17 protein-coding genes are annotated in these 19,759 nt (G+C 62.3%); 5 read left to right on the top strand and 12 right to left on the bottom strand.

Features of this window, described 5'->3' with window-relative positions:
• Positions 1–11: 11 nt before the first annotated feature.
• The 3 genes from HMPREF2678_RS08630 to HMPREF2678_RS08640 all read left to right on the top strand — a co-directional run bounded on the left by HMPREF2678_RS08630 (position 12) and on the right by HMPREF2678_RS08640 (position 2,157).
• The gene (locus tag HMPREF2678_RS08630) at positions 12–644 is read left to right on the top strand and encodes a TetR/AcrR family transcriptional regulator (protein WP_246817925.1); all 633 of its coding nucleotides are present in this window, start codon (positions 12–14) and stop codon (positions 642–644) included.
• Positions 645–676: 32 nt separating this feature from the next.
• Positions 677–1,342: a TetR/AcrR family transcriptional regulator gene (locus HMPREF2678_RS08635; RefSeq protein ID WP_070551991.1), complete on the top strand. Its 666-nt coding sequence runs from the start codon at positions 677–679 to the stop codon at positions 1,340–1,342.
• 80 nt (positions 1,343–1,422) lie between these two features.
• Positions 1,423–2,157, top strand: coding sequence for a nicotinamide mononucleotide transporter family protein (locus HMPREF2678_RS08640; RefSeq protein ID WP_034967365.1), 735 nt, complete (start codon positions 1,423–1,425; stop codon positions 2,155–2,157).
• Here the strand turns inward: HMPREF2678_RS08640 and HMPREF2678_RS08645 are convergent.
• Positions 2,154–3,242 carry a 3-hydroxyisobutyryl-CoA hydrolase gene (locus tag HMPREF2678_RS08645; RefSeq protein ID WP_083303453.1) on the bottom strand — a complete coding sequence of 363 codons (1,089 nt, stop codon included), beginning with the start codon at positions 3,240–3,242 and terminating at the stop codon, positions 2,154–2,156. The genes HMPREF2678_RS08640 and HMPREF2678_RS08645 overlap by 4 nt on opposite strands.
• Before the next feature lie 66 nt (positions 3,243–3,308).
• Positions 3,309–4,316 (bottom strand): polyphosphate kinase 2, encoded by a 1,008-nt coding sequence (ppk2, locus tag HMPREF2678_RS08650; RefSeq protein WP_034975430.1) that lies wholly within the window; start codon positions 4,314–4,316, stop codon positions 3,309–3,311.
• Positions 4,317–4,455: 139 nt separating this feature from the next.
• Here ppk2 and HMPREF2678_RS08655 point away from each other — a divergent pair, with 139 nt between their 5' ends.
• Complete coding sequence (locus HMPREF2678_RS08655) at positions 4,456–5,697, top strand: glycosyltransferase 87 family protein (protein WP_246817926.1); 1,242 nt, start codon at positions 4,456–4,458, stop codon at positions 5,695–5,697.
• On the opposite strand, the gene HMPREF2678_RS08660 is transcribed toward HMPREF2678_RS08655, so the two are convergent.
• From HMPREF2678_RS08660 to HMPREF2678_RS08700, 9 genes are all read right to left on the bottom strand, one after another.
• Positions 5,694–7,199: an L-serine ammonia-lyase gene (locus HMPREF2678_RS08660; protein WP_070551995.1), complete on the bottom strand. Its 1,506-nt coding sequence runs from the start codon at positions 7,197–7,199 to the stop codon at positions 5,694–5,696. The two genes, HMPREF2678_RS08655 and HMPREF2678_RS08660, sit on opposite strands and share 4 nt — an antisense overlap.
• A 42-nt stretch (positions 7,200–7,241) precedes the next feature.
• Positions 7,242–7,571 (bottom strand): putative quinol monooxygenase, encoded by a 330-nt coding sequence (locus HMPREF2678_RS08665; RefSeq protein ID WP_034979426.1) that lies wholly within the window; start codon positions 7,569–7,571, stop codon positions 7,242–7,244.
• 95 nt (positions 7,572–7,666) lie between these two features.
• Positions 7,667–9,532 carry an alpha/beta hydrolase gene (locus tag HMPREF2678_RS08670; RefSeq protein ID WP_070551997.1) on the bottom strand — a complete coding sequence of 622 codons (1,866 nt, stop codon included), beginning with the start codon at positions 9,530–9,532 and terminating at the stop codon, positions 7,667–7,669.
• Complete coding sequence (locus HMPREF2678_RS08675) at positions 9,519–11,342, bottom strand: ABC-F family ATP-binding cassette domain-containing protein (RefSeq protein WP_070551999.1); 1,824 nt, start codon at positions 11,340–11,342, stop codon at positions 9,519–9,521. Before HMPREF2678_RS08675 ends, HMPREF2678_RS08670 begins: the two co-directional genes overlap by 14 nt.
• Positions 11,335–12,375: a 4-(cytidine 5'-diphospho)-2-C-methyl-D-erythritol kinase gene (locus HMPREF2678_RS08680; RefSeq protein ID WP_051891417.1), complete on the bottom strand. Its 1,041-nt coding sequence runs from the start codon at positions 12,373–12,375 to the stop codon at positions 11,335–11,337. Before HMPREF2678_RS08680 ends, HMPREF2678_RS08675 begins: the two co-directional genes overlap by 8 nt.
• Entirely contained in the window at positions 12,372–13,304 is a 933-nt protein-coding gene (rsmA, locus tag HMPREF2678_RS08685) for a 16S rRNA (adenine(1518)-N(6)/adenine(1519)-N(6))-dimethyltransferase RsmA (protein ID WP_035001140.1), read from the bottom strand. The genes HMPREF2678_RS08680 and rsmA overlap by 4 nt, the downstream gene beginning before the upstream one ends.
• A 90-nt stretch (positions 13,305–13,394) precedes the next feature.
• A complete protein-coding gene (locus tag HMPREF2678_RS08690) occupies positions 13,395–14,573 on the bottom strand; it encodes a resuscitation-promoting factor (protein WP_034967398.1) in 1,179 nt (392 codons plus the stop codon).
• A gap of 269 nt (positions 14,574–14,842) precedes the next feature.
• Entirely contained in the window at positions 14,843–15,742 is a 900-nt protein-coding gene (locus HMPREF2678_RS08695; RefSeq protein ID WP_070552001.1) for a TatD family hydrolase, read from the bottom strand.
• A gap of 20 nt (positions 15,743–15,762) precedes the next feature.
• Entirely contained in the window at positions 15,763–17,037 is a 1,275-nt protein-coding gene (locus tag HMPREF2678_RS08700) for an MFS transporter (protein WP_034975542.1), read from the bottom strand.
• A gap of 129 nt (positions 17,038–17,166) precedes the next feature.
• Here HMPREF2678_RS08700 and HMPREF2678_RS08705 point away from each other — a divergent pair, with 129 nt between their 5' ends.
• Complete coding sequence (locus HMPREF2678_RS08705) at positions 17,167–17,847, top strand: HAD family hydrolase (protein WP_034967404.1); 681 nt, start codon at positions 17,167–17,169, stop codon at positions 17,845–17,847.
• A 6-nt stretch (positions 17,848–17,853) separates the two neighbouring features.
• Here HMPREF2678_RS08705 and metG read toward each other — a convergent pair whose 3' ends face one another.
• Positions 17,854–19,692 (bottom strand): methionine--tRNA ligase, encoded by a 1,839-nt coding sequence (gene metG / locus HMPREF2678_RS08710; RefSeq protein ID WP_034967409.1) that lies wholly within the window; start codon positions 19,690–19,692, stop codon positions 17,854–17,856.
• Positions 19,693–19,759 lie beyond the last annotated feature (67 nt).

Genomic DNA, 19,759 nt, shown 5'->3' on the forward strand with positions numbered 1-19,759 from the left:
CAATGCAAGGCATGAGCACCCCCGGTCTACGGGACTGCAAGAAGGCCGAGACGCGTACGCGCATTGCCTACGCCACCGTCGACCTATTGGTAAATGAGGGGGCAGAAGGCACAACAATCGCCCGGATCGCAGAAAAGGCGAATATATCAACGCGCACATTTCACAATTACTTCCCACATCGTGAGGCGGCATTGTTGCATATGCTCAACCAGTTCCTTGACGAAATGGTTGACATGGTAAATCTTGCAGAACCTGGCAAAAAGTTGATATCGATCGCCGAAGATATTGCAATCAGCTTTTATAATCGACCAGCCGCAAGCCCCACTAGCATCGAATCACTGTCGCGCATTGCCGATCACCTACACGGCACTCCACCCCATTTGCGGGCGGAATTGCTCGGAGATATCGATCGCAGGTTTCACAGCGGTCTAGAGTTTTTCTCCCCTCTTGTGCAGGCATTACAGGACTATAGCCATCGAGAGGGGAAGGAACTGAGCACCGCGAATGCGCTCCTTGTCGTTCAAACAATCCTGCTCGTCCCCGGCATTTTCACCGCACTCGAACAGGACGGTTCCCCGTCTACAGATAGTGATGTGAGGAACACTTTTCACTTATTAGCAAACGGCCTTTCAGGGCTAGGTTAGTGTAACGTACAAAAATTACCGAAAGGTCCCCCATGCCCTCGAGTTCGACTATCCCCGAACCCTCTGCATCGCGGCGCGAAGAAAAGAAGGCCCTCACCAAGCGAAGCCTGATCGATGCTGCCGTCGATCTCTTCATCAACGACGGGCCGGAAGCAGCGACGGTACATGCCATCACCAAGCGAGCAGGCGTGTCGCCCCGTACCTTTCACAACTACTTCGAACGCCGGGATGACGTCTTCGCCTACTACCTGCACGATGTCTTTGAGAACTTCGCGCAGCACCTACACGACATCGCCGCTGACCACCCTACGGGGCGGACTGCGGACATCCTCCGCGACACGATGTGGATCTACTGCTACCCACCACAGAGCCCTGAAGGGGAGATCCTCGACCCAACAGTGCCGGACATCCGCAAGTTCAAGCCGCTGCTCATCATGCTGGAGCACCCGCAGAAGAACAGTAGTGGGGAGAGCCTCGAGGTAGACCTGCCCTCCCTCACTGAACCGGGCACAACCGCGATCTGCGAAATCGACCCTGCCCTCACCCCCTTCGATGCCTTCCTACTGCTGGACGTATCCTTCAGCATTGCACTGCGTGCCATGGAGGCGGCCGTGGACGATAGGCTATCTGCTGGCTCCACCCCGCGGGAACTCTACGACCGCGCCTTCGACATGCTGGCCAGCGTGGACCGCGGCTAGACTGCCCCATCCCCTAGGGCGCTGGTGCCCACAGACGCTCTGACACCCCGGTTTTCCGCCCCGTGGATTGATGGGGAAAGATGGTCGGTGTGGAATCCGAAGGAATTTTCTCAACGCTTCTAAATGCAACGCTGATCATCGGCGGCTACCCGATCCTGTGGCGAGAAATCGTCGGCAACGCATTCGGTCTAGCATCCGCCGTCGGCGGTATGAAGCGCGTTGTCTGGGCATGGCCCGTGGGCATCGTCGGCAACATGCTGCTGTTCACCGTATTCATGGGCGGCCTGTTCCACACCCCGCAGGATCTGGACCTCTACGGCCAGGCCGGTCGCCAGGTGATGTTCCTCATCGTTTCGCTGTACGGCTGGTACAAGTGGAACCGCGCGCGCACCGCCGGCATGCGCGAACCTGACAACACCGACCCTTCGCGCTCCATCGTCAGCGAACCCGCGGCCGATAGCGCCGCCGTTCAGCCCAGCTGGGCCAGCGCCAAGGCGCGCCTAGGAATGCTGGCCTTCGCGATCGCCGGCACCGTCGTTTTCGCGCTCATCTTCGACGCACTCGGTTCGTGGGGACCGTGGGCAGATGCCTGGATCTTCACCGGTTCCATCCTGGCGACCTTCGGCATGGCTCGCGGCTGGACAGAGTTCTGGCTGATCTGGATCGGGGTGGACATCGTCGGCGTACCGCTACTGCTCACAGCTGGCTACTACCCCTCCGCCGCGCTTTACCTCATTTACGGCGCGTTCGTCATGTGGGGATTCATCGTCTGGCTACGCGTGCAGCGCCGCGAGGGGAACACTGCGACCGGCTAAGCCAGCAGCTCCTGCCACTTCTGCAGATCAACCTGGTCGGTGGTTGCGGGATCAAATTGCGCGTTGTGGTCCTTGTGCTCCAGCACCGCGCGCACGCCTTCGATGAAGTTCTTGCCGCGTCGCAGCTCAGATCCGACCTTGTATTCCATGTCCAGAGCCTCGCGAAGGGTCGCGTGTTCCGCGCGTCGGAACAGTTCAACCGTCGCCACCAGGCTCTCCGGGCTGGCTCCCTGCAGGGATTCGGCCACCTTGGTTATAAACTGGGTCAGCTCGGCGTCCCCAATAGAAGAACTAGCATCTACAGCCTCAACGATCCGGGCCTCGATCGCGCCCCAATCGCCGTCGGCAAAGGTCTGTTCAATCCATTCGTGGTGCTTCTGCAGGATGGAGGTTGGTTCCTGCAGCGCTTGCGGATCTAGCGCATTACTACGCAGGGCTTCCGGCAGATCACCGGAGTGCAAGTCGGATTCGAACTTATTCACGTCCGCAACCAAGTTCGTGCCGAGCCCCGTGTACAGCATGTCGGCGGGGCTAAGCCGCCAGCCCGTCGTGGCAATAAAAAGCCCCACCGCAGGCGATACATCCAGGTGGGTCAGACGATAAGACATTCCGACATCGGGCACGAAGCCAATGGCGGCCTCCGGCATCGCACCGAGCGTCCGCGGGGTAACAACGCGGTGCGAACCGTGCATTGAAATACCCATGCCGCCGCCCATGACGATGCCTTCCAGCAGCGCGATGACGGGTTTGTTTACCTGGGAGAGTCGCTCGTTGAGGTCGTACTCTTCCTCGAAGAAGGAATCCCCGAAGCGGTACATGCGCTTCTTGTCGCGCATTCGCACATAGCGAACGTCGCCGCCCGCGCAAAAAGCCTTTTCAGAGGAGGACTTAATGACGATGAACTGAATCCAATCGTCATCCGCCCACTTATCGATGGCTTCGCGGATAAGGCGAATCATCTCTACGCTTAAGGAATTCAGAGCTTTCGGGCGGTTTAGCTCAATCACTCCGATATGACCGGCGACGACGGTGGTTACCTCGGCGTCCGGGTCGTAGGTCGGGTGCTTCCTTCTCTTGTCGGCCATGCAACCATAATTGCAGGAACCCCGACCCACCGCAGCCGGACAGCAGTTTTCGCTGCCCCTTTGGGTTTACTTCGACTTTTTCGAGGACTTCTTGGCCTTCTTGTCCTTCTTTTTCTTGGACTTATCCTTTGCGGACTTCTTGTCTCCAGCCTTCTTGTTCCCAGACTTCTTGTCCTTCTCAGACTTTTCGGCCTTGTCAGCCTTGTCGGACTTCTCAGCCTTCTCTGCTTTCTGAGAGTCAGAGTCCTCGGCCTGCTTCACAGCCGCCTTCTCCAAAGCCTTGGCCACGTCAGGCACGTAGCGGAACTGGGTGCGCGGCGGGCGCTCGTAGGTCGATTCGGATTCCGGGCGCTCCGGGATCTTCGGCACGCTCTTTTCCACGTATTCCCACGGGATCGTGTTCAGCAGGTGGTTGATCACATTGATGCGGGAACGCTTCTTGTCCTCGGACTCCACCGTGTACCACGGTGCGGAAGGAATGTCGGTGTGCACAAACATTTCGTCCTTCGCGCGCGAGTAGTCCTCCCAGCGCGTGATGGACTGCAAGTCCATCGGGGACAACTTCCACTGGCGCAGCGGATCGGACTGGCGGGACTGGAAGCGGCGGATCTGCTCTTCGTCAGAAACGGAGAACCAGTACTTGCGCAGGATAATGCCGTCCTCCACCAGCAGGCGCTCGAAGATCGGTGCCTGGTGCAGGAAGCGGCGGTATTCCTGGGTGGTGCAGAAGCCCATCACGCGCTCCACACCGGCACGGTTGTACCAGGAGCGGTCGAAAATGACGATCTCTCCGGCCGTCGGCAGCTTCTCAATGTAACGCTGGAAATACCACTGGCCCTGCTCGCGCGAGCTCGGTGCCGGCAGTGCCTCGATCCGGCACACGCGCGGGCTGAGGTACTGGGTGATGCGCTTGATGGCGGAACCCTTACCAGCAGCATCGCGCCCCTCCATCACGATGACGATACGCGCACCTGTTTCCACCACCCACTGCTGCATTTCGACGAGTTCCGCCTGGAGCCGCTTAAGCTCCTTTTCGTAGGCCTTTTTGTCCAGCTTGGGTAGTGCGTTGTTCATCTTTCTTACTTTAGTTCTTCGCAGGCCAAACGCCTAATGTGTTTTCCCCTCCCCACGTTGCCGAACCTAGGCGCAACTCGCGCCACGAAAGGTGCAATAATTAGCCTTTATGCAGACAAAGGGAGCCGCTTCAACGCGGATGGAGAACTTTAGGCACCTGTCGATCAGCCTTCCGGTTAAGATCATGCTTAGCGTGCTCGCGGTGCTGTCCGTCTTGCCGAAGGTGATCAACACCCGCGGCTTCCACTACCACCTGGATCTGGATGTCTATCGGGTGGGAGCCCAACGCGTCCTGGACGGCCAGGAGCTCTACAGCGGCCACTTCCACATCATCGGCGATACGTACCTGCCGTTTACCTATCCCCCGATTTCGGCGCTTCTCTTCACGCCTCTGGCGGTTCTGCCCTACGACCTTTCGGCGATCCTTTTGATTGCCGCCACGGTCGCAATTACCTGGTGGGTTTTCGCCCACACCCTGCACGTGGCGGCGCGCCTGGATCGCACATCTGCCGGGTGGATCGCGGTGGCGCTGGCCGTCGTGCTGATCCACCTGAGCCCAATCCACACCAGCCTGGCTTATGGGCAGATCAACGTGTTGCTGATGGGCATGGTCTTCGCAGATGCGCTGGTCGTTCCTCGCCGTTATCGCGGCCTGTTGACGGGTGCTGCGGTTGCTATCAAATTGACGCCCGCAGTGTTCGGCCTGTGGTTCCTTCTGCGCAAGGACTGGGGTTCCATCCTGCGCATGGGCGCGGGCACACTGGGCACTACAGCTCTGGCGTGGCTGATCCTGCCGCGGGATTCTCTGGAATATTGGACCCACACACTGCGCGATTCCAGCCGCATCGGCAACCATGAATACGCCCTGAACCAGAGCCTCAACGGTCTGCTCTACCGTTTCGGACTGCGAACGGCGGACTCCTCCAGCCTGCTGTGGGTGCTGCTAGTGTGCGCCTCGCTGGTGATCGTCGCGTTCGTCATGTTCAAGCTACTGCAGGCACAGGCTCCCATCGTCGCGTTGTGCGTCAATTCACTCTTCGCCCTGCTGGCCAGCCCGATTTCCTGGAACCACCACTGGTCGTGGGCCCCAGTGCTGCTGGTGGCGTTGGCCAGCTATGCGGTAGCCAACCCCACGTCCCCGCTGGCCACGCCGCGTTGGCTGTGGACGGGACTGGTAGTGCTGGGCTTCGCCGCCTTCGCCTTCGAGCCCTCCGCTTTTGTTCCTTTCCAGGAGCAGCGCGAGTTGGAGTGGAACGCCTGGCAGGTAATCCTGGGCAACGCCTACCTGTGGTGGACCCTCCTCGCCCTGGCGGTGATGGCGATTCACCTGGCGCTATATCGCGACAAAGGCGAAGCGCCGACGGCCACGGAGGCGGCTTAGCATTCGGGAATATTCACGGAAACGTTCGTGGCCAGTCCTCCACCGGCCGTTTCCTTGTACTTCTCTGACATATCCTTGCCGGTCTGGCGCATCGTCTCGATAACCTCGTCGAGGGTGACGTGATGATCCCCGTCACCGCGCATAGCCATCTTGGCCGCGTTGATAGCTTTACCTGCACTGATGGCATTTCTTTCGATACAAGGGATCTGCACCAGCCCGCCGATGGGGTCGCAGGTAAGCCCCAAAGAATGCTCCATTGCAATCTCCGCGGCATTGGCCACCTGACGTGGCGAACCACCGAGGATCTCCGCCAGCCCGGCCGCAGCCATGGAGGCTGCCGAGCCGACCTCTCCCTGGCACCCGACCTCCGCTCCGGAGATGCTGGCGCGCTCCTTGTACAGCGAGCCAATCGCACCCGCGGCCAGTAGGAAGCGCCGGTTCACCTGGAAGGGGTCCTCCTTGCCCGCGGGCGTGAACTCGCGCGCATAGAACATCACGGCGGGGATGATGCCCGCGGCACCGTTCGTCGGCGCGGTGACCACTCGCCCACCGGCCGCGTTTTCCTCGTTCACCGCCAGGGCGACCAGGTTCACCCAATCCTCGGAAAACTCCGCGGTGCGGTGCGGATCTTCGTCCATCAACTGGTCGTACCAGCGTTTGGCGCGGCGGCGAACCATCAGAGAACCCGGCAGCACTCCAGCAAAGGTCACGCCACGCTTGGCGCAATCCTGCATAGCCTGGGCAATGGCGTCCAGGTTTGCATCAATCTGTTCATCGGTGCGCAGCGATTGTTCGCAGCGTCGCTGCACCTCCCCCAGGCTGATGCCCGCGTGCTCGGCTAGGGAGATCAGCTTATCGCCGGACTCGAACAGCCACGCCCCGCTGAGCTCGTCCAGGGTCGGGACTTCCTCCTCGGTGCGGATGAAGCCACCGCCGATGGAATAGTAGGTCTGTTTCAGTGGCTCAACCGTGGCGGGCTGTTCGGGGCTGGACAGGCCACTAACCACGAATGTCAAGGCATTCGTGTGAATCGAGCGGCGCACCGTCGGGCGCAGCACGATGTCCTCGAAACCACAGGTGACGGGCAGGTTCTTATCCCCCGCCAGATAAATGGTGCGGGTCTGGCGAATCTCTTCCAGCCGGAACTGCATGTAGTCCGGATCCACCTGCGCCGGGTCGGCACCGTCCAAGCCCAGCAGGCAAGCCCCCAGAGTGCCGTGACCAGCGCCGGTAGCTGCCAGCGAGCCATAAAGGATAATGCTGATACTCAGCCCATGTTCCCCCTCATCGGGCAGGCTCACCACGTCTGCCAGCTTGTCGGATCCCAGCGGGTGCAGCCGCTCGCCTTGGGCTGAGTCGGCGGCGCGGGGAGACGTGGCGTCCACACCCACAAGAGCCTTGACCCGCTGCGCGAAGGACAGTCCCGCGCGCATCGGCCCGACGGTATGCGAGGACGACGGGCCTACGCCGATCTGAAAGAGGTCGAAGACGCTGACGGTCATGCTGGTTACTTGGGTACTGGGTTCGTTGTTAGTGGTTAGTTTCTAGTTGTCCTCGACGCGGAACTCGGCCATGCGATCCCACTCGGTCTTGCCCGGGATCTTCGTGTTGATGATCTCCGGGGTCTCCAGCAGGTACTTCGGCATCTCGTCGCAGGCGCGCTTGAAGTGCTCGGACTCGACGTGTGCGACATCGGCATCGTCCTGGAAAGCTTCGATCAACAGGAACTCGTTGAAGTTCTCGGGATCGCGGAACCAGTCGAAGAAGATGTTGCCTTCCTCCGCACGGGTGCCTTCCGTGAACCAGGAGACCTCCTGCAGGAAGGTGTCGGCGAACTCGGGGCGAACCTTGTACTTTACGTTGATCAAAATCATGATTCTCCACAGTACGCGCCCCACCGGCGCGTTAGCAGCCAGCGCCCCTTCTCCCCTGGTCAGGCTGCACCACTTGTCCCTGGTGAGGGCGCGACCTAGCCGCTGTTCTTGCTGTTGTCCACGCCGACTTCCTTCTCCGGTCCCTGGGTCAACATCGCCTCATCCAACTGCCCTCGGAGCTCCGCGGCGCGGCGCGGGTTAAAGTCCGCCCCACCGACCATCGCCAGCATCGCGTCCAGCACGCCGTTGCCGTAGTTGTGCCCGTGGCCATTCGGCACGTTAGCTGCAACCGGAAGGTCCATCGTGACCTGCCAGAAAGTGACGAAAGGAATCCAAGACATCGACGGCGAGCGGTCGAAGCCCGCCGGTTCCTTCAGCCAATCCGGTTCCCTGGCGATCAGCGACGGCGACCACCACACCACCGGATCCGAGGGGTGCTGCAAGAACAGGATGCGCGGGTTGTGCCATCCGGCGCGGGAGGAAAGATCCTCCTCGCGGCGCCAGCGCCAGATCTCATCGGTGTTCTCCGCGAAGCGAACGTTCAGCCCACCCGCGTACTCCGCGGATACCTCCGGCGAGCCAGGGTCACGCCGATCCACCAGATCGTGCCACAGCTTATTGGAATTCGGTGGTCCTACCCACAACAAGCCGTCCACACTAGAGACGATGTCGCGCACACCGGAGAAAGCACCGCTACCTGCGTTAGTGCCCAGCGATTCGCCGTAGACGTAGAGCTTCGGGCGATGGTTCTTCGGCAGGGTGTGCCACCAGTCCACAACCGTGGAGACAAGTGCCTCTCCTGCGTCTTCCACGCACTGCTGGTCGGCGATGAACTGCACGCCACTGGGCAAGTACGAGTACTGTGCCGAGGCGATGGCGGAATCGCCGTCGAACATCAGCTCAAAGGCCTGGGCTGCCGTGGGGTTCACCCACCCGGTACCGGTCGCGGGCACCACGAGCAACGCCTTGCGATCCTTCGCGCCCGTCCGCTTCAATTCTTCGACCACGCTTTCCGCACGGGCGGTATCTGTATCCTCCGCTCCGTTTTCCAGGCTGGCGTAGACGCGGATGGGCTCTTTGCTGGGGCGACCGGTCAGCGCTTCAAGTTCGTCCTTGTACAGGCCGAGGCCGACGAACCTAGTGCCAAACGCCCCCAGGTCCTCCCACTTGTTGGGCGACTGCGGGCTGCCGGAACGCTCCGGGACATGAGGTTGTTTAAGATCCGGCCGAATCTCCTGGTCCCGAACCGAAAACACCCGTTCGGCACCACGCACGACGGTGCCCGGTACGACCGTATCCACCAGGAAAATCAGCGCCATTCCGACGGCCAACCAGGCGAATACGGGGCGGGTCACCCCGCCGAGCCGTCGCCCTACCGGCCCTTCTTCCAGAGCCTCAATCAACCAGAGCAGCCCCTTGCCCGCCAGCACGATCAGCGCCCACAGGCCTAGGCCAACTGGCAGCACCAGCAGGAACTCTCCCGCCGTGTAGGCCTCCGCGCCCATCAGGCCGGCGAGTTCCTGCTGCCAGCGCACGGCGAAGGAAATCCACACCAGGAGCGCCAGAATCACAATAACCACGAAGGCCACTTCCAGGCCGTTGCTTAGCCTCCGCATGCCACGGTCGCCGAGCCCCGCCCTGGCCTGCACGCGCCCGACCAAGTCCCTTGTCTTACGGCGCCACTTCCACAGGGGTTCAGCGAAGAACTCCTGTAGGAATGCCTCCCACAGCCAATGCAGGAACACACCGACGGTATAGCCAGTGCCACCGGAGATGCCCGCGACCACGCCCTGGAACAACCAATCGCGTGGCAGCAACGAGGGGGTCAGCGAAGCCGCGAACAGCAGCGCGCCGACAAGAACGCCACCGGGGTCCACGTGGGCTTCCCACTGATCCCTGGCGGTGCTCAGCCTCTCTGCGATCTCTTCCTCAGCGGTCGAGGCGACATCAGCTATCTTCAAGCTTCTCCCCGATTTCCAGCCACTTCATCTCCAGCTCGCCGTGCTCCTCCTGGGCGGCCTTTAGATCCTTATCCAGCGCGGCCAATTCGTCGGTGACGGGCTCGCCGGTCGCGGCTTTCTCCGCCACCTTGTTCATCTTCTCGTGGATGGAGTTGATCTTCGCCTCGACCTTGGCCATCTTCCTTTCCAGCGCGCTCATTTCCTTGGTGAGTGCGTGGACTTCCTTGGCGCCGAGGCTGGGGCGTCCAGAAGAAACAGTGCCAGTTTCGAAGGACAGAGTGTTCTTGCGCCCCTCGTCGCTGGCCTCCCGCTTTCGGCGCTCGAGGTACTGCTCGATGCCGCCGGGCAGATTGGTCAGCTGACCGTCGCCGAACAGCGCCCACGTGGAATCGCAGATGCGCTCGATCAGGTAGCGGTCGTGGGAGATCACCACCAGCGTGCCGGGCCATTCGTCAAGCAGGCTTTCAAGCTCCTGCAAAGTGTCGATATCCAGGTCGTTGGTGGGCTCATCTAGCAGCAGCACGTTCGGCTCGGCCATCAGCACGCGGGTCAGCTGCAGGCGGCGCTTCTCACCACCCGACAGGTCCCCGATGGGTGTGCGCTGGCGCTTCGCGCTAAAGCCCAGTCGCTCTGCTAGCTGGGAGGCGCTGATTTCCTTGTCGCCGAAGGTCACGTAGCTGGCGACGTCCTCCACCGATTCGATCAGGCGCTTCGTGGGGTCCAGGTCGTCCAGCTCCTGGCGCAGCCAGCCCAGGCGCACGGTCTTGCCTTCGATCCTGCGCCCCTGCTCCAGCGGTGCCTCGCCCGCCAGGGTGCGCAGCAGGGTGGTCTTGCCGGAGCCGTTCACGCCCACCAGGCCGATGCGTTCGCCGGGGCCCAGGCGCCAGGTCAGGTCCTCCACCAGCGTGCGACCATCCGGAGTGGCGATGCGGGCATCTTCCAGCTCGATGACCTTCTTGCCCTGGCGGCGGGCGGAGAAGTTCATTAGCTCCACCTTGTTGCGCATGGGCGGCACGTCGGCGATCAGGGACTCGGCGGCCTCGATGCGGTAGCGCGGCTTCGAGGTTCGTGCGGGTGCGCCGCGGCGCAGCCATGCCAGTTCTTTGCGCGCGAGGTTCTGTCGGCGCTGCTCAGCCGCGTCCGCCTGCCGGGCACGCTCTGCGCGGGCGAAGGTCCAGTCGTTGTAGCCGCCTTCGTAGATGTCCACCGCCCCGTCGTGCACTTCCCAGGTGTGGTTGGCGACGGTATCTAGGAACCAGCGGTCGTGGGTGACCACAACCAGTGCGGTGTTGCGTCCCAGCAGGTGTTCGGCCAGCCACTGCACGCCCTCGACGTCCAGGTGGTTGGTCGGCTCGTCGAGGATCAGCAGGTCCAGGTCCTGCACCAGCGCGGCGGCCAGACCAGTTCGGCGGCGTTCGCCACCGGACAGCGAGTGCACCGGCGTATCCAGCCCCAGGCGGGCGATGTCCAGCCCGTTCAGCACGCTGCGTACCTTCGGGTCGCCCGCCCACTCGTATTCCTGCAGCCCCAGCGGTTCCAGCACCGCCCCGGCGACGGTCATGCCCTCCGGCGCGTCGCGCAGTACGTCCTGGGTGACCATGGCCATGCGCAGGTCGTTGTTGTGGCTCACGCGCCCGGAATCCGGCTCGTCCCGCTGGCTCAGGATGTTCAGCAACGTGGACTTGCCGCCGCCGTTCAGCCCGACCACGCCGATGCGGTCGTTGCTGGACACACCGATGCTCACGTCGTCGAGCAGGGTTTTGAGCCCGTAGCTCTTCGAGACTTTTTCTAGGTTGATGAGGTTACTCACGTACTTCTTCCCTTTTTATGACGCCCGCAGCCGCAGCCGGGGAACTCGTCGTCATCGTGGAGCTGGCTTTCCCGGCCACGCTCACGGCTGTCGCTACCTCCACTGCATCGTCAGCGGATGCGCACAGCATGGCGATGGTGGGCCCGGAGCCGGAGACGATCGCGGCGATTGCGCCGGCTTCCTCTGCAGCCTTCAGCGTCTCGCGCAGACTAGGCAGCAGGCTAATCGCCGGGGCTTGTAGGTCGTTGACCAGCAGCTTCCCTACTTCCGCCGGGTTACCCGCCCGCAGAGCCGTAATGAGCGCCTCCGGGCTTCCCGCCCGGGCGCCCTTGGGGCTGGCCTCTGGGGCGGCGGCACGTTGTTGGTCTAGTTGCTTAAACACCTGTGGGGTGGACAGGCCGCGCTTATCCGTGGCGATGGCCCAGTGGTAGGTGCCCTGGGTGATGACGGGCATCAGGTTCTCCCCTTTACCCGTCCCCCGCGCGGTGCCGCCCAACAGGCAGAAGGGAACGTCCGCGCCCAGGTCGGCCGCGATCTCCGACAGCTGCGCACGGTCCGGGCGCCGGGGCGAACGCGGGTCCGGGAAGTAAAGCTCCGTGGCTGCGATCAGCGCGGCGGCGGCATCCGCCGACCCCCCGGCCATCCCGCCGGCGACGGGAATGCCCTTGTCAATGTGAATGTGCACGCCCGCATCGGCCCAGGCAACGTGCGCGTCGCGCGCCAGGTCTTGGATGGCGGCGACGGCCTTCCACGCCAGGTTGCTGGGATCCTGGGGCACCAGGTGCGAGTCGAAACCGGAAACGCTCCAGGTGCACGGTGTTGGATCGGCAGTATCCTGCGCTCCCTGTGCTTCCCGCAGGGCGACCGTGACTTCCTCTTTCAGCGATACGGCCTGGAAGATAGTATCCAGCTCGTGGTACCCGTCCTCCCTGGCCGGACCTACCCCGAGGTGCAGGTTCACCTTCCCGTGCGCGCTCGCGGTCACGGAGCGGTACTTGGGTTCTGGCGGTCCAAAGATATGGGAAACGCTCATTGGGCACCCCGTGGGTCGTTCCGCAGCGAAGTCACAGCCAGCTGCACAAACTGTTCTGTGGACAGCTTCTCCCCGCGCAACGTCGGATCAATTCCGGAGTCTCGCAGTGCCTGCTCCGCGGCTTGTCCACCGCCGAAGTGGCCGGAAAGAGCCGCGCGCAGGGTCTTGCGGCGCTGCAGGAAAGCGGCATCTGCCAGGGCAAAGACCTCGCGGCGCAGCTGCTCCTGGTCCAGTTGCTCCCGGTCCAGTAGCTCTGCCGCCCACGGCTGCTCCCCGTCGGCGTAGCGATCAATGCGAACCAGGCCAGAGTCGATCTTCGGGGCAGGCCAGAATACGTTCTTACCGATGGTCGCCGCGCGGGATACCGAGCCGTAGAATCCGGCCTTCACGCTGGGCACACCGTAGATCTTGGAGCCAGGCACCGCGGCCAAACGGTCGGCCACTTCCAACTGCACCATGACCAAAACGCGGTCGATGGTGGGGAATTCCTCCAGCATGTGCAACAGCACGGGCACGGAGACGTTGTAGGGAAGGTTCGCTACCAGCGCGGTGGGAAGTGGGCGTCCCGAATCAACAAAATCCTGGACCGTCACCGTCATCGCGTCCTTCAGGATCACGGCGACATCCGCATCATCCGCCCCCTGCTCGACCAAAGTCGCCGGCAACCTTTCCGCCAACCGCGGGTCGATCTCCACCGCGGTCACGCTCGCGCCGGTCTCCAGAAGCGCGAGGGTCAGCGACCCCAGGCCCGGGCCGATCTCCACCACGGTATCCGAGGCCGTGACGTCCGCAGCCTTCACAATCTTGCGGACCGTATTCGGGTCATGGACGAAGTTCTGCCCCAGCTTCTTGGTGGGGTTTAAGTCCAATTCCTCGGCGAGCTGCCGGATCTCAATGGGCCCTAGCAGCTGAATCTTCCGTTCACTCACCTAATACAGGGTAGTCGAGCTAATCCTCGATAGAAACCAGGGTTCCCAAGCACTCCGGGTGTGCGTACCCGGAGAACTCAAAGGGGTGCTTTAGCGCAGACCCATCTTGGCGGTGCAGGCCGGCCATGCGCCCCAGCCCTGTGCAGCCTGCACGCGCTTGGCGATGTCGATCTGCTGTTCACGGGTAGCCATGTGGGCAGCCGGCGCGTACTGGGTACCGCCGAAGCCGGCCCAGGTGGACGGGGTGAACTGCAGACCACCGGAGAATCCGTTGCCGGTGTTGATCGACCAGTTGCCGGTGGACTCACACATCGCCAGCTGATCCCATACGGAACCATCGGCCACGGACGGAGCGGAAGCGCCGGTGTTGGAACCCTTGGAGTCCCCGGAGCCCGGAGTCTTCTTGGTGCCGCGGATGATCACGCGCTCCTTCGGCGCGGTGATCTCCTGGCTGGACTTCTCCTTGCGGTCTACTTCCTTGCCGTTAACGGTGCGGACAGTGGCAACCACGCGAGCCTTGCCCGGCGCGCCCTTCTTCACGACCTTCTCCTCGCCCTCAGGCAGGTTCGGGTCTTCCTTCACGCGCTCCGGAGCCGGAATGTCCTCGATCTTGGTCTCGTCGCGGTTGGCGATGCGGGTGACCTCGACGTGCATACCCTCCTTCAGCGGGGTATCCGCAGATGGGGTGACCTTGTCATCCTTACCCAGTGGGGTGCCACGCATCTCGAAGATCTCACCCACGGTGCGGGCCGGCAGGCTCATGCGACCGTCTTGGCCACCGTCGTTCAGCGTGAACTTCTTAGGGGTGACGATCTCCAGCTCCATGCCGTCGAGCGGGATCTCCTGGTTGCGGGTCATGGACATCGCGCTGATGTCGTCGCTGCGGCCGAGCTGATCCAGCAGGGAGCCGACGGTCAGTGCCGTGGTGTCGATCTTCTCCTGCTTGCCGTCGATGGTCAGCGCCACGGTGCGTGCGCTGCGGACGGTAATCTTGGCGTTGTTGCTGATGGATTCGTTCAGCGCCGGGGTGACCATGGCACGGTTGTCGACCTCTACACCAGCGGACTTGAGCGCGCCTTCGACATCTCCGGACATGGTGTTGGCCTGGATGATGTCGCCGTTAACGTCGAGGGTGACCGACTTCTGACCTGCGACCGCAACGCCGCCGCCGACAACCAGGGTGGCGAGCATGCCGCCCGTGGCGATGCGCAGCGGGGTGGAGTTGGTGTTGTTGATGCGGTGCAGGTGGGACTTCTTCTTCGGTGACACTAGATCGTTGCCTCTCTTGTTACTGACGCCCTCTGGTCCCATCGGTCTTAAAGATCTTTAGCCGTAGAACACGGGCGCCGGGAACGCCGATTTTCTCAACTTTTGTCACAATACGATAACGATCGTTAACGGACAAAACTCTCGCGCGATTTGTTCCATAAATCACAAATATGGGGGTGCATCTGCAACAACAGCAGACACAGCCCCCAACAGGCGTTAATTCCTATACGATTTCGTTATATTACGTAACACCAGAAACACGGACCTCACTAGTGGAGGTCAATCCCATATAGTCGGCACGCATTGGCCGTGACCAGCTCCCCGAGCTCGCCAGGGGACATGCCCCGCTGCTCCGCCACGCACGCCGCCGTGTATCCCACAAAAGCCGGTTCGTTTCGGGCACCCCGGAAAGGCTCGGGGGTCATGTACGGCGCATCGGTTTCCACCAGGATCTGCTCCGGCGGTGCGATCCGCGCCGCCTCGCGCAGCTCCTCATTGCGCTTAAATGTCACGTTCCCCGCGAAGGAAAGCACGTATCCCCTGTCCAGCGCCTCCTTAGCCACGTCCAGTGGCGAGGAAAAGCAGTGCAGGATAATGTCCTTCGGCCGCGGCGCGTCCGCAAGCACCCGCAGCAGGTCCGCATCGGCCTCGCGGTTGTGGATCATCAGCGCCTTGCCGGATTCGCAGGCCAAGTCAATGTGAAAGCGCAGCGCTTCCTCCTGCACCTCAATACCAGGGGTTTCCTCCCCATCCCCCATGTCCTTGCCGATCCAGTACGCGTCCAGGCCGGTCTCCCCGATCGCCACGCAGCGTGGATGGAAGGCCATTTCCCGCAGCCGCTCGCGCACCTCACCCGTCACCGTCTGTGCCTGGGTCGGGTGCACCGCGCAGGCTGCCCACACACGGTCGTGGAACTCGGCTGCTTGCAGCGCCTTTTCTGTCTCCTCAATCCCATCGCCCACGGTGCATACGCCGCGCACTCCGACGGCAAGGGCGCGATCCATAAACTCCCCCACCAACCTGCGGTGATCTTCCTCCCCGCATTCCCGGCCCACTGCTTCCTCGCGGCGCTGGTTCTTCAGCACCGTGGACCACAGGTGGGTGTGCGAGTCGAAGAGCGGGACGATCGGCTCGGGAGGCACGGGGGTGGGTCGCTTCTTTTTCGCCATACTCCCCACTCTAACGATCGTCAGTGATCATCCACGAACACCCTGCGGCTGGCCACCAGGCCCGCCGCCAACAAAACGAAGTTGAATCCCACAAGGACAAGCAGCCCGGCGGTCCAGGAGGCGGTGGCGTCATAAAGAGCACCAAAACCAAAAGGCCCGACACAGGCAACGGTGTACCCGATACCCTGCGCGCCCGACGACAAAACGGCGGCGGCCTTGGATTCGCGGGTGCGGGTGGCGATCAGCATCAGCCCGAGCGGGAAGGTCGAGCACCCCAGCGACACCAGCGAGATCCACACCACCGGCAGGCGCATCGGATCGGTAATCACCATCAGCAGCGCGCTAAACATGCAGCTGCAGGACAGGATCGTCACCCACGCCGCGCCGCGTTCGAAACGCGAAGTCATCCACGGAACGAAGAACGACGAGGCCGTGCCCACGATCGCGAACACCCCGCCGATAATGCCACCCAACTGCGCCGAGCCACCAGATTCCACGATGATCTTCGGCGCCCAGGTGATAAAGCAGTAGGAGATGGAAGAAGTCATAGCGAACATCACCACGATCCCCCAGCTCACGGGGTTGCGCCACATGTGCCGGAACGCACCGCGGGACTCGTTGTTTTTGTTGTTTATGACGCCCATAAGTTTCCGCGGGTGCGCCTGTCGCAACATCTCGCCGCCGCGTTGAGCAGCAGTGCCCGGGGTGACAGCGAAGACCAGGATCCCCCAGCACAGCAGCGCCAGCAGCGGCGGGATTGCCCACACGCCGATGGCCGCGCGCCAGCCGCCCAACTGCGCCAACGGCACCGACACGACGGAGGCGGTGGCCATGCTCACCTGCCCCACCGCCATGTATGCCACCGACATCACCGTCAGCTTGAACGGGAAGTAGTCCTTGATCACCGCGGGCAGCAACGTATTCGTGATCCCCACCCCGACCAGGCCGATCATGGTGCCAGCCAGGAAGAGCAAGCCGTTCGGGGCCACCGTGCGCAGGCTAAAACCGAAAGTCGCCAGCACCATGGCGGTACTGATCACAGCACGGAACGACAGGGCCCTGGCCATGGGGCCGGAAAGCACGGCGGCCAGGGCAAACATTGCCGTGGGAGCCATGCCGACCAGGCCGATGAACAATTCGGAGGCGCTGAGGTCAGAGCTAACCTGGTCGGCAATCGGCGGGAAAGCGCTGACGGGGCTGCGCAGGTTGGAGCTGGTCAGCAACACGGCCACAGCGGCCAGCAGGGCGATCGCGGAGGGAATTCGACGGGATGTGCTGCCCGCAGCCTTCGCCATGTTGTTCACCCCCGGTTCGTTTTGGATTCGTGTTAGCGCCACCTTCCGGTCATGCAGACCCGGCACACTAGCCACAGACTCTACTAGTCACCAACACATTCCACACCACTGCAAAGGCAAGAACCGAACATGGAACATTTGATTGTCTTCGACCTCGGTGGCGTTTTGGTGCCACGCCGCCACACCCTGCGCGAACTCACCACCGTGATGATCCGCCACGCCAACATCCAGTCCCGTTCGAACCAGGGCACCCAGACCACCGTTCCCACCATCATCACCGATCCGTTCAGCTTCGAGGCTGCCTACGGCCGCTACCGCGAAAGCTACAGCCTGTCGATGGGGCCGAACGACTACTTCACCACCCTCTGCCGCGCGGCCGGCGTGCAGCCGACCCCGGAGCTCATCGCGGAGCTGGAGGAAACGGATACTCGCCTGTGCTCCACGATCTCCGATTCCGTGCGGAACCTGCTGAACCACCTCAACGCCATCGACCAGCCGTGGGGCGTTTTCAGCAACGCGCCGCGCCCGGTGATGGAGGCAGTGCTTCGCCAGGATTGGGTTGACGGCGCGGCCGTCACCTGCTTCTCCCCCGACCTGCGCTTTACCAAGCCCCACCAGGGCGCGTTCCGCCGCTTCGAGCAGGCCGCGGCCGCTGCTGGTCACGAGTACGCCACGCTGATCTACTTCGACGACCGTCAGGCGAATCTGGAAGCCGCGGAGCGCCGTGGCTGGGAGGCTTTCCCCTGGCGCGGCGTGGAATCCGTCCACCAGGTGCTGGCGCCGATCACCAGCCTGCGCCTCGCGGACTAGGGGCTTTTACTTCTGAACCGGCGCCCATTCCGGGCCGGTCTCTGCCAGCTCGGGGTCGAGCTTCGGGAACAACGGCTTGGGCTTGTGCAGCGTCGTACCAGGCTGAATCTCCTGGCGAGCCCACGTTGCCTTCTGCTCGCTGTAGTTGCCCATGATGACGGGGTAGGTGCGTCCTGCTTCGGGCAGCCCGACGCCCACCGGCTCTCGCGGAGACTCGTCCTTAACCTCGACAACCTGCGGCTGGGCTGCCCAAATGCCCTCGCCACCCAGAGTTTCAAAGATCTTCTGTGCAGAGAACGGCAGGTACGGGGTCAGCAGTGTGTTGACGTCCGAGACCACCTGCAGGGCGGTGTGCAAGACCGTGGCCAGACGCTCGCGCTGGGATTCGTCCTTAGCTAGCTTCCACGGTTCCATGGCCGCGATGTACTGGTTCGCCCGTCCGGCAATACGCATTGCTTCGTTGATGCCGGCCTTGAAACGGGAGCGGTTGAGGTTATCGCCAACCACGTCGAAGGCCTTCGCGGACTCTGCGAGCAGCGCCTCGTCCTCAGCGGAGAGCGGCCCCGGGGTGGGAACCTCACCGAAGTTCTTGTAGGCCATGGAAACCGTACGGTTAACCAGGTTGCCCCACTCGTTGGCGAGTTCGGAGTTGATGCGGCGCACGAACTCATCCCAAGTGAAGTCCGTGTCAGTCGTTTCCGGACCGGCGGTGGCGATGAAGTAACGCAGCGCGTCCGGGCCAAACTCCTTGAGGAAGTCGCGGACGTAGATCACGACTCCCTTGGAAGAGGAGAACTTGGATCCCGACATGGTCAGGAACTCGGAGGACACAACCTCCGTGGGCAGGTTCAGCGCAGGTTCGGCCAGCTCGCCGGCCTCCCCGCCCTTGGAACCCTCGCCGCCGTAGCCCAGCAGCTCAGCGGGCCAAATCTGGGAGTGGAAAGTGATGTTGTCCTTGCCCATGAAGTAGTAGGACAGCGCCTCTGGGTCGTTCCACCACTTACGCCAGGCCTCCGGGTCGCCGGTGCGCCACGCCCATTCGATGGATGCGGAAAGGTATCCGACCACCGCGTCGAACCAAACATAGAGCTTCTTGGTGTTGTTATCCTGCCAGCCTTCGACGGGGATCGGCACGCCCCAGTCGATGTCGCGGGACATGGCACGCGGACGAATGTTCTCAAGCAGGTTCAGGGAGAACTTCAACACGTTGGGCCGCCAGCCCTTACGGTTGTTCAACCAGGTGGTCAGCGCTTCTGCTAGGGCGGGGAGGTCGAGCATGAAGTGCTCGGTATCCACGAACTCCGGGGTCTCACCGTTGATCTTGGAGCGCGGATCGATCAGATCCTCGGGATCCAGCTGGTTACCGCAGTTGTCACACTGGTCGCCGCGGGCGTCGTGCGCCCCACAAATGGGACAGGTGCCCTCAATGTAGCGGTCCGGCAGTGTGCGGCCGGTCGACGGGCTAATGGCACCGCGGGTGGTTTGAGTCACCATGTAGCCATTGTTGTACAGCCCAGTGAAGAGCTCCTGCACGACCGCGTAGTGGTTGCGGGTCGTCGTGCGGGTAAAGAGATCATAAGAAAGGCCTAGCCCCGCCAGGTCTTCGACGATGATGCGGTTGTAGCGGTCGGCCAGCTCCTGGACGGTCGTGCCTTCCTTCTCTGCCTGCACCAGCAGCGGAGTTCCGTGCTCGTCCGTGCCCGAAACCATGAGCACCTCGTTGCCGGCCATCCGCTGATAACGTGCGAAAACGTCCGAAGGAACGCCGAATCCGGCGACGTGTCCGATGTGGCGGGGGCCATTGGCATAAGGCCATGCAACTGAGGTGAGAACTCGTTTCGACATAGCCTTTAGATTAGGGGATACACCATAGCTATGCGAAAGCAGCCCTGCTTATGCAGAGCTGCTCACA

Source organism: Corynebacterium sp. HMSC058E07 (assembly GCF_001809885.1).
GTDB lineage: Bacteria > Actinomycetota > Actinomycetes > Mycobacteriales > Mycobacteriaceae > Corynebacterium > Corynebacterium macclintockiae.

What these genes read in the sequence shown, in the direction of transcription:
- metG (WP_034967409.1), bottom strand. Translation starts at nt 19,692, where the DNA reads ATGTCGAAACGAGTTCTCACCTCAGTTGCATGGCCTTATGCCAATGGC.
- HMPREF2678_RS08640 (WP_034967365.1), top strand. Translation starts at nt 1,423, where the DNA reads ATGGTCGGTGTGGAATCCGAAGGAATTTTCTCAACGCTTCTAAATGCA.
- HMPREF2678_RS08705 (WP_034967404.1), top strand. Translation starts at nt 17,167, where the DNA reads ATGGAACATTTGATTGTCTTCGACCTCGGTGGCGTTTTGGTGCCACGC.
- HMPREF2678_RS08695 (WP_070552001.1), bottom strand. Translation starts at nt 15,742, where the DNA reads ATGGCGAAAAAGAAGCGACCCACCCCCGTGCCTCCCGAGCCGATCGTC.
- HMPREF2678_RS08660 (WP_070551995.1), bottom strand. Translation starts at nt 7,199, where the DNA reads ATGACCGTCAGCGTCTTCGACCTCTTTCAGATCGGCGTAGGCCCGTCG.
- HMPREF2678_RS08665 (WP_034979426.1), bottom strand. Translation starts at nt 7,571, where the DNA reads ATGATTTTGATCAACGTAAAGTACAAGGTTCGCCCCGAGTTCGCCGAC.
- HMPREF2678_RS08700 (WP_034975542.1), bottom strand. Translation starts at nt 17,037, where the DNA reads ATGGCGAAGGCTGCGGGCAGCACATCCCGTCGAATTCCCTCCGCGATC.
- HMPREF2678_RS08655 (WP_246817926.1), top strand. Translation starts at nt 4,456, where the DNA reads ATGGAGAACTTTAGGCACCTGTCGATCAGCCTTCCGGTTAAGATCATG.
- HMPREF2678_RS08635 (WP_070551991.1), top strand. Translation starts at nt 677, where the DNA reads ATGCCCTCGAGTTCGACTATCCCCGAACCCTCTGCATCGCGGCGCGAA.
- ppk2 (WP_034975430.1), bottom strand. Translation starts at nt 4,316, where the DNA reads ATGAACAACGCACTACCCAAGCTGGACAAAAAGGCCTACGAAAAGGAG.
- HMPREF2678_RS08630 (WP_246817925.1), top strand. Translation starts at nt 12, where the DNA reads ATGAGCACCCCCGGTCTACGGGACTGCAAGAAGGCCGAGACGCGTACG.
- HMPREF2678_RS08680 (WP_051891417.1), bottom strand. Translation starts at nt 12,375, where the DNA reads ATGAGCGTTTCCCATATCTTTGGACCGCCAGAACCCAAGTACCGCTCC.
- HMPREF2678_RS08645 (WP_083303453.1), bottom strand. Translation starts at nt 3,242, where the DNA reads ATGGCCGACAAGAGAAGGAAGCACCCGACCTACGACCCGGACGCCGAG.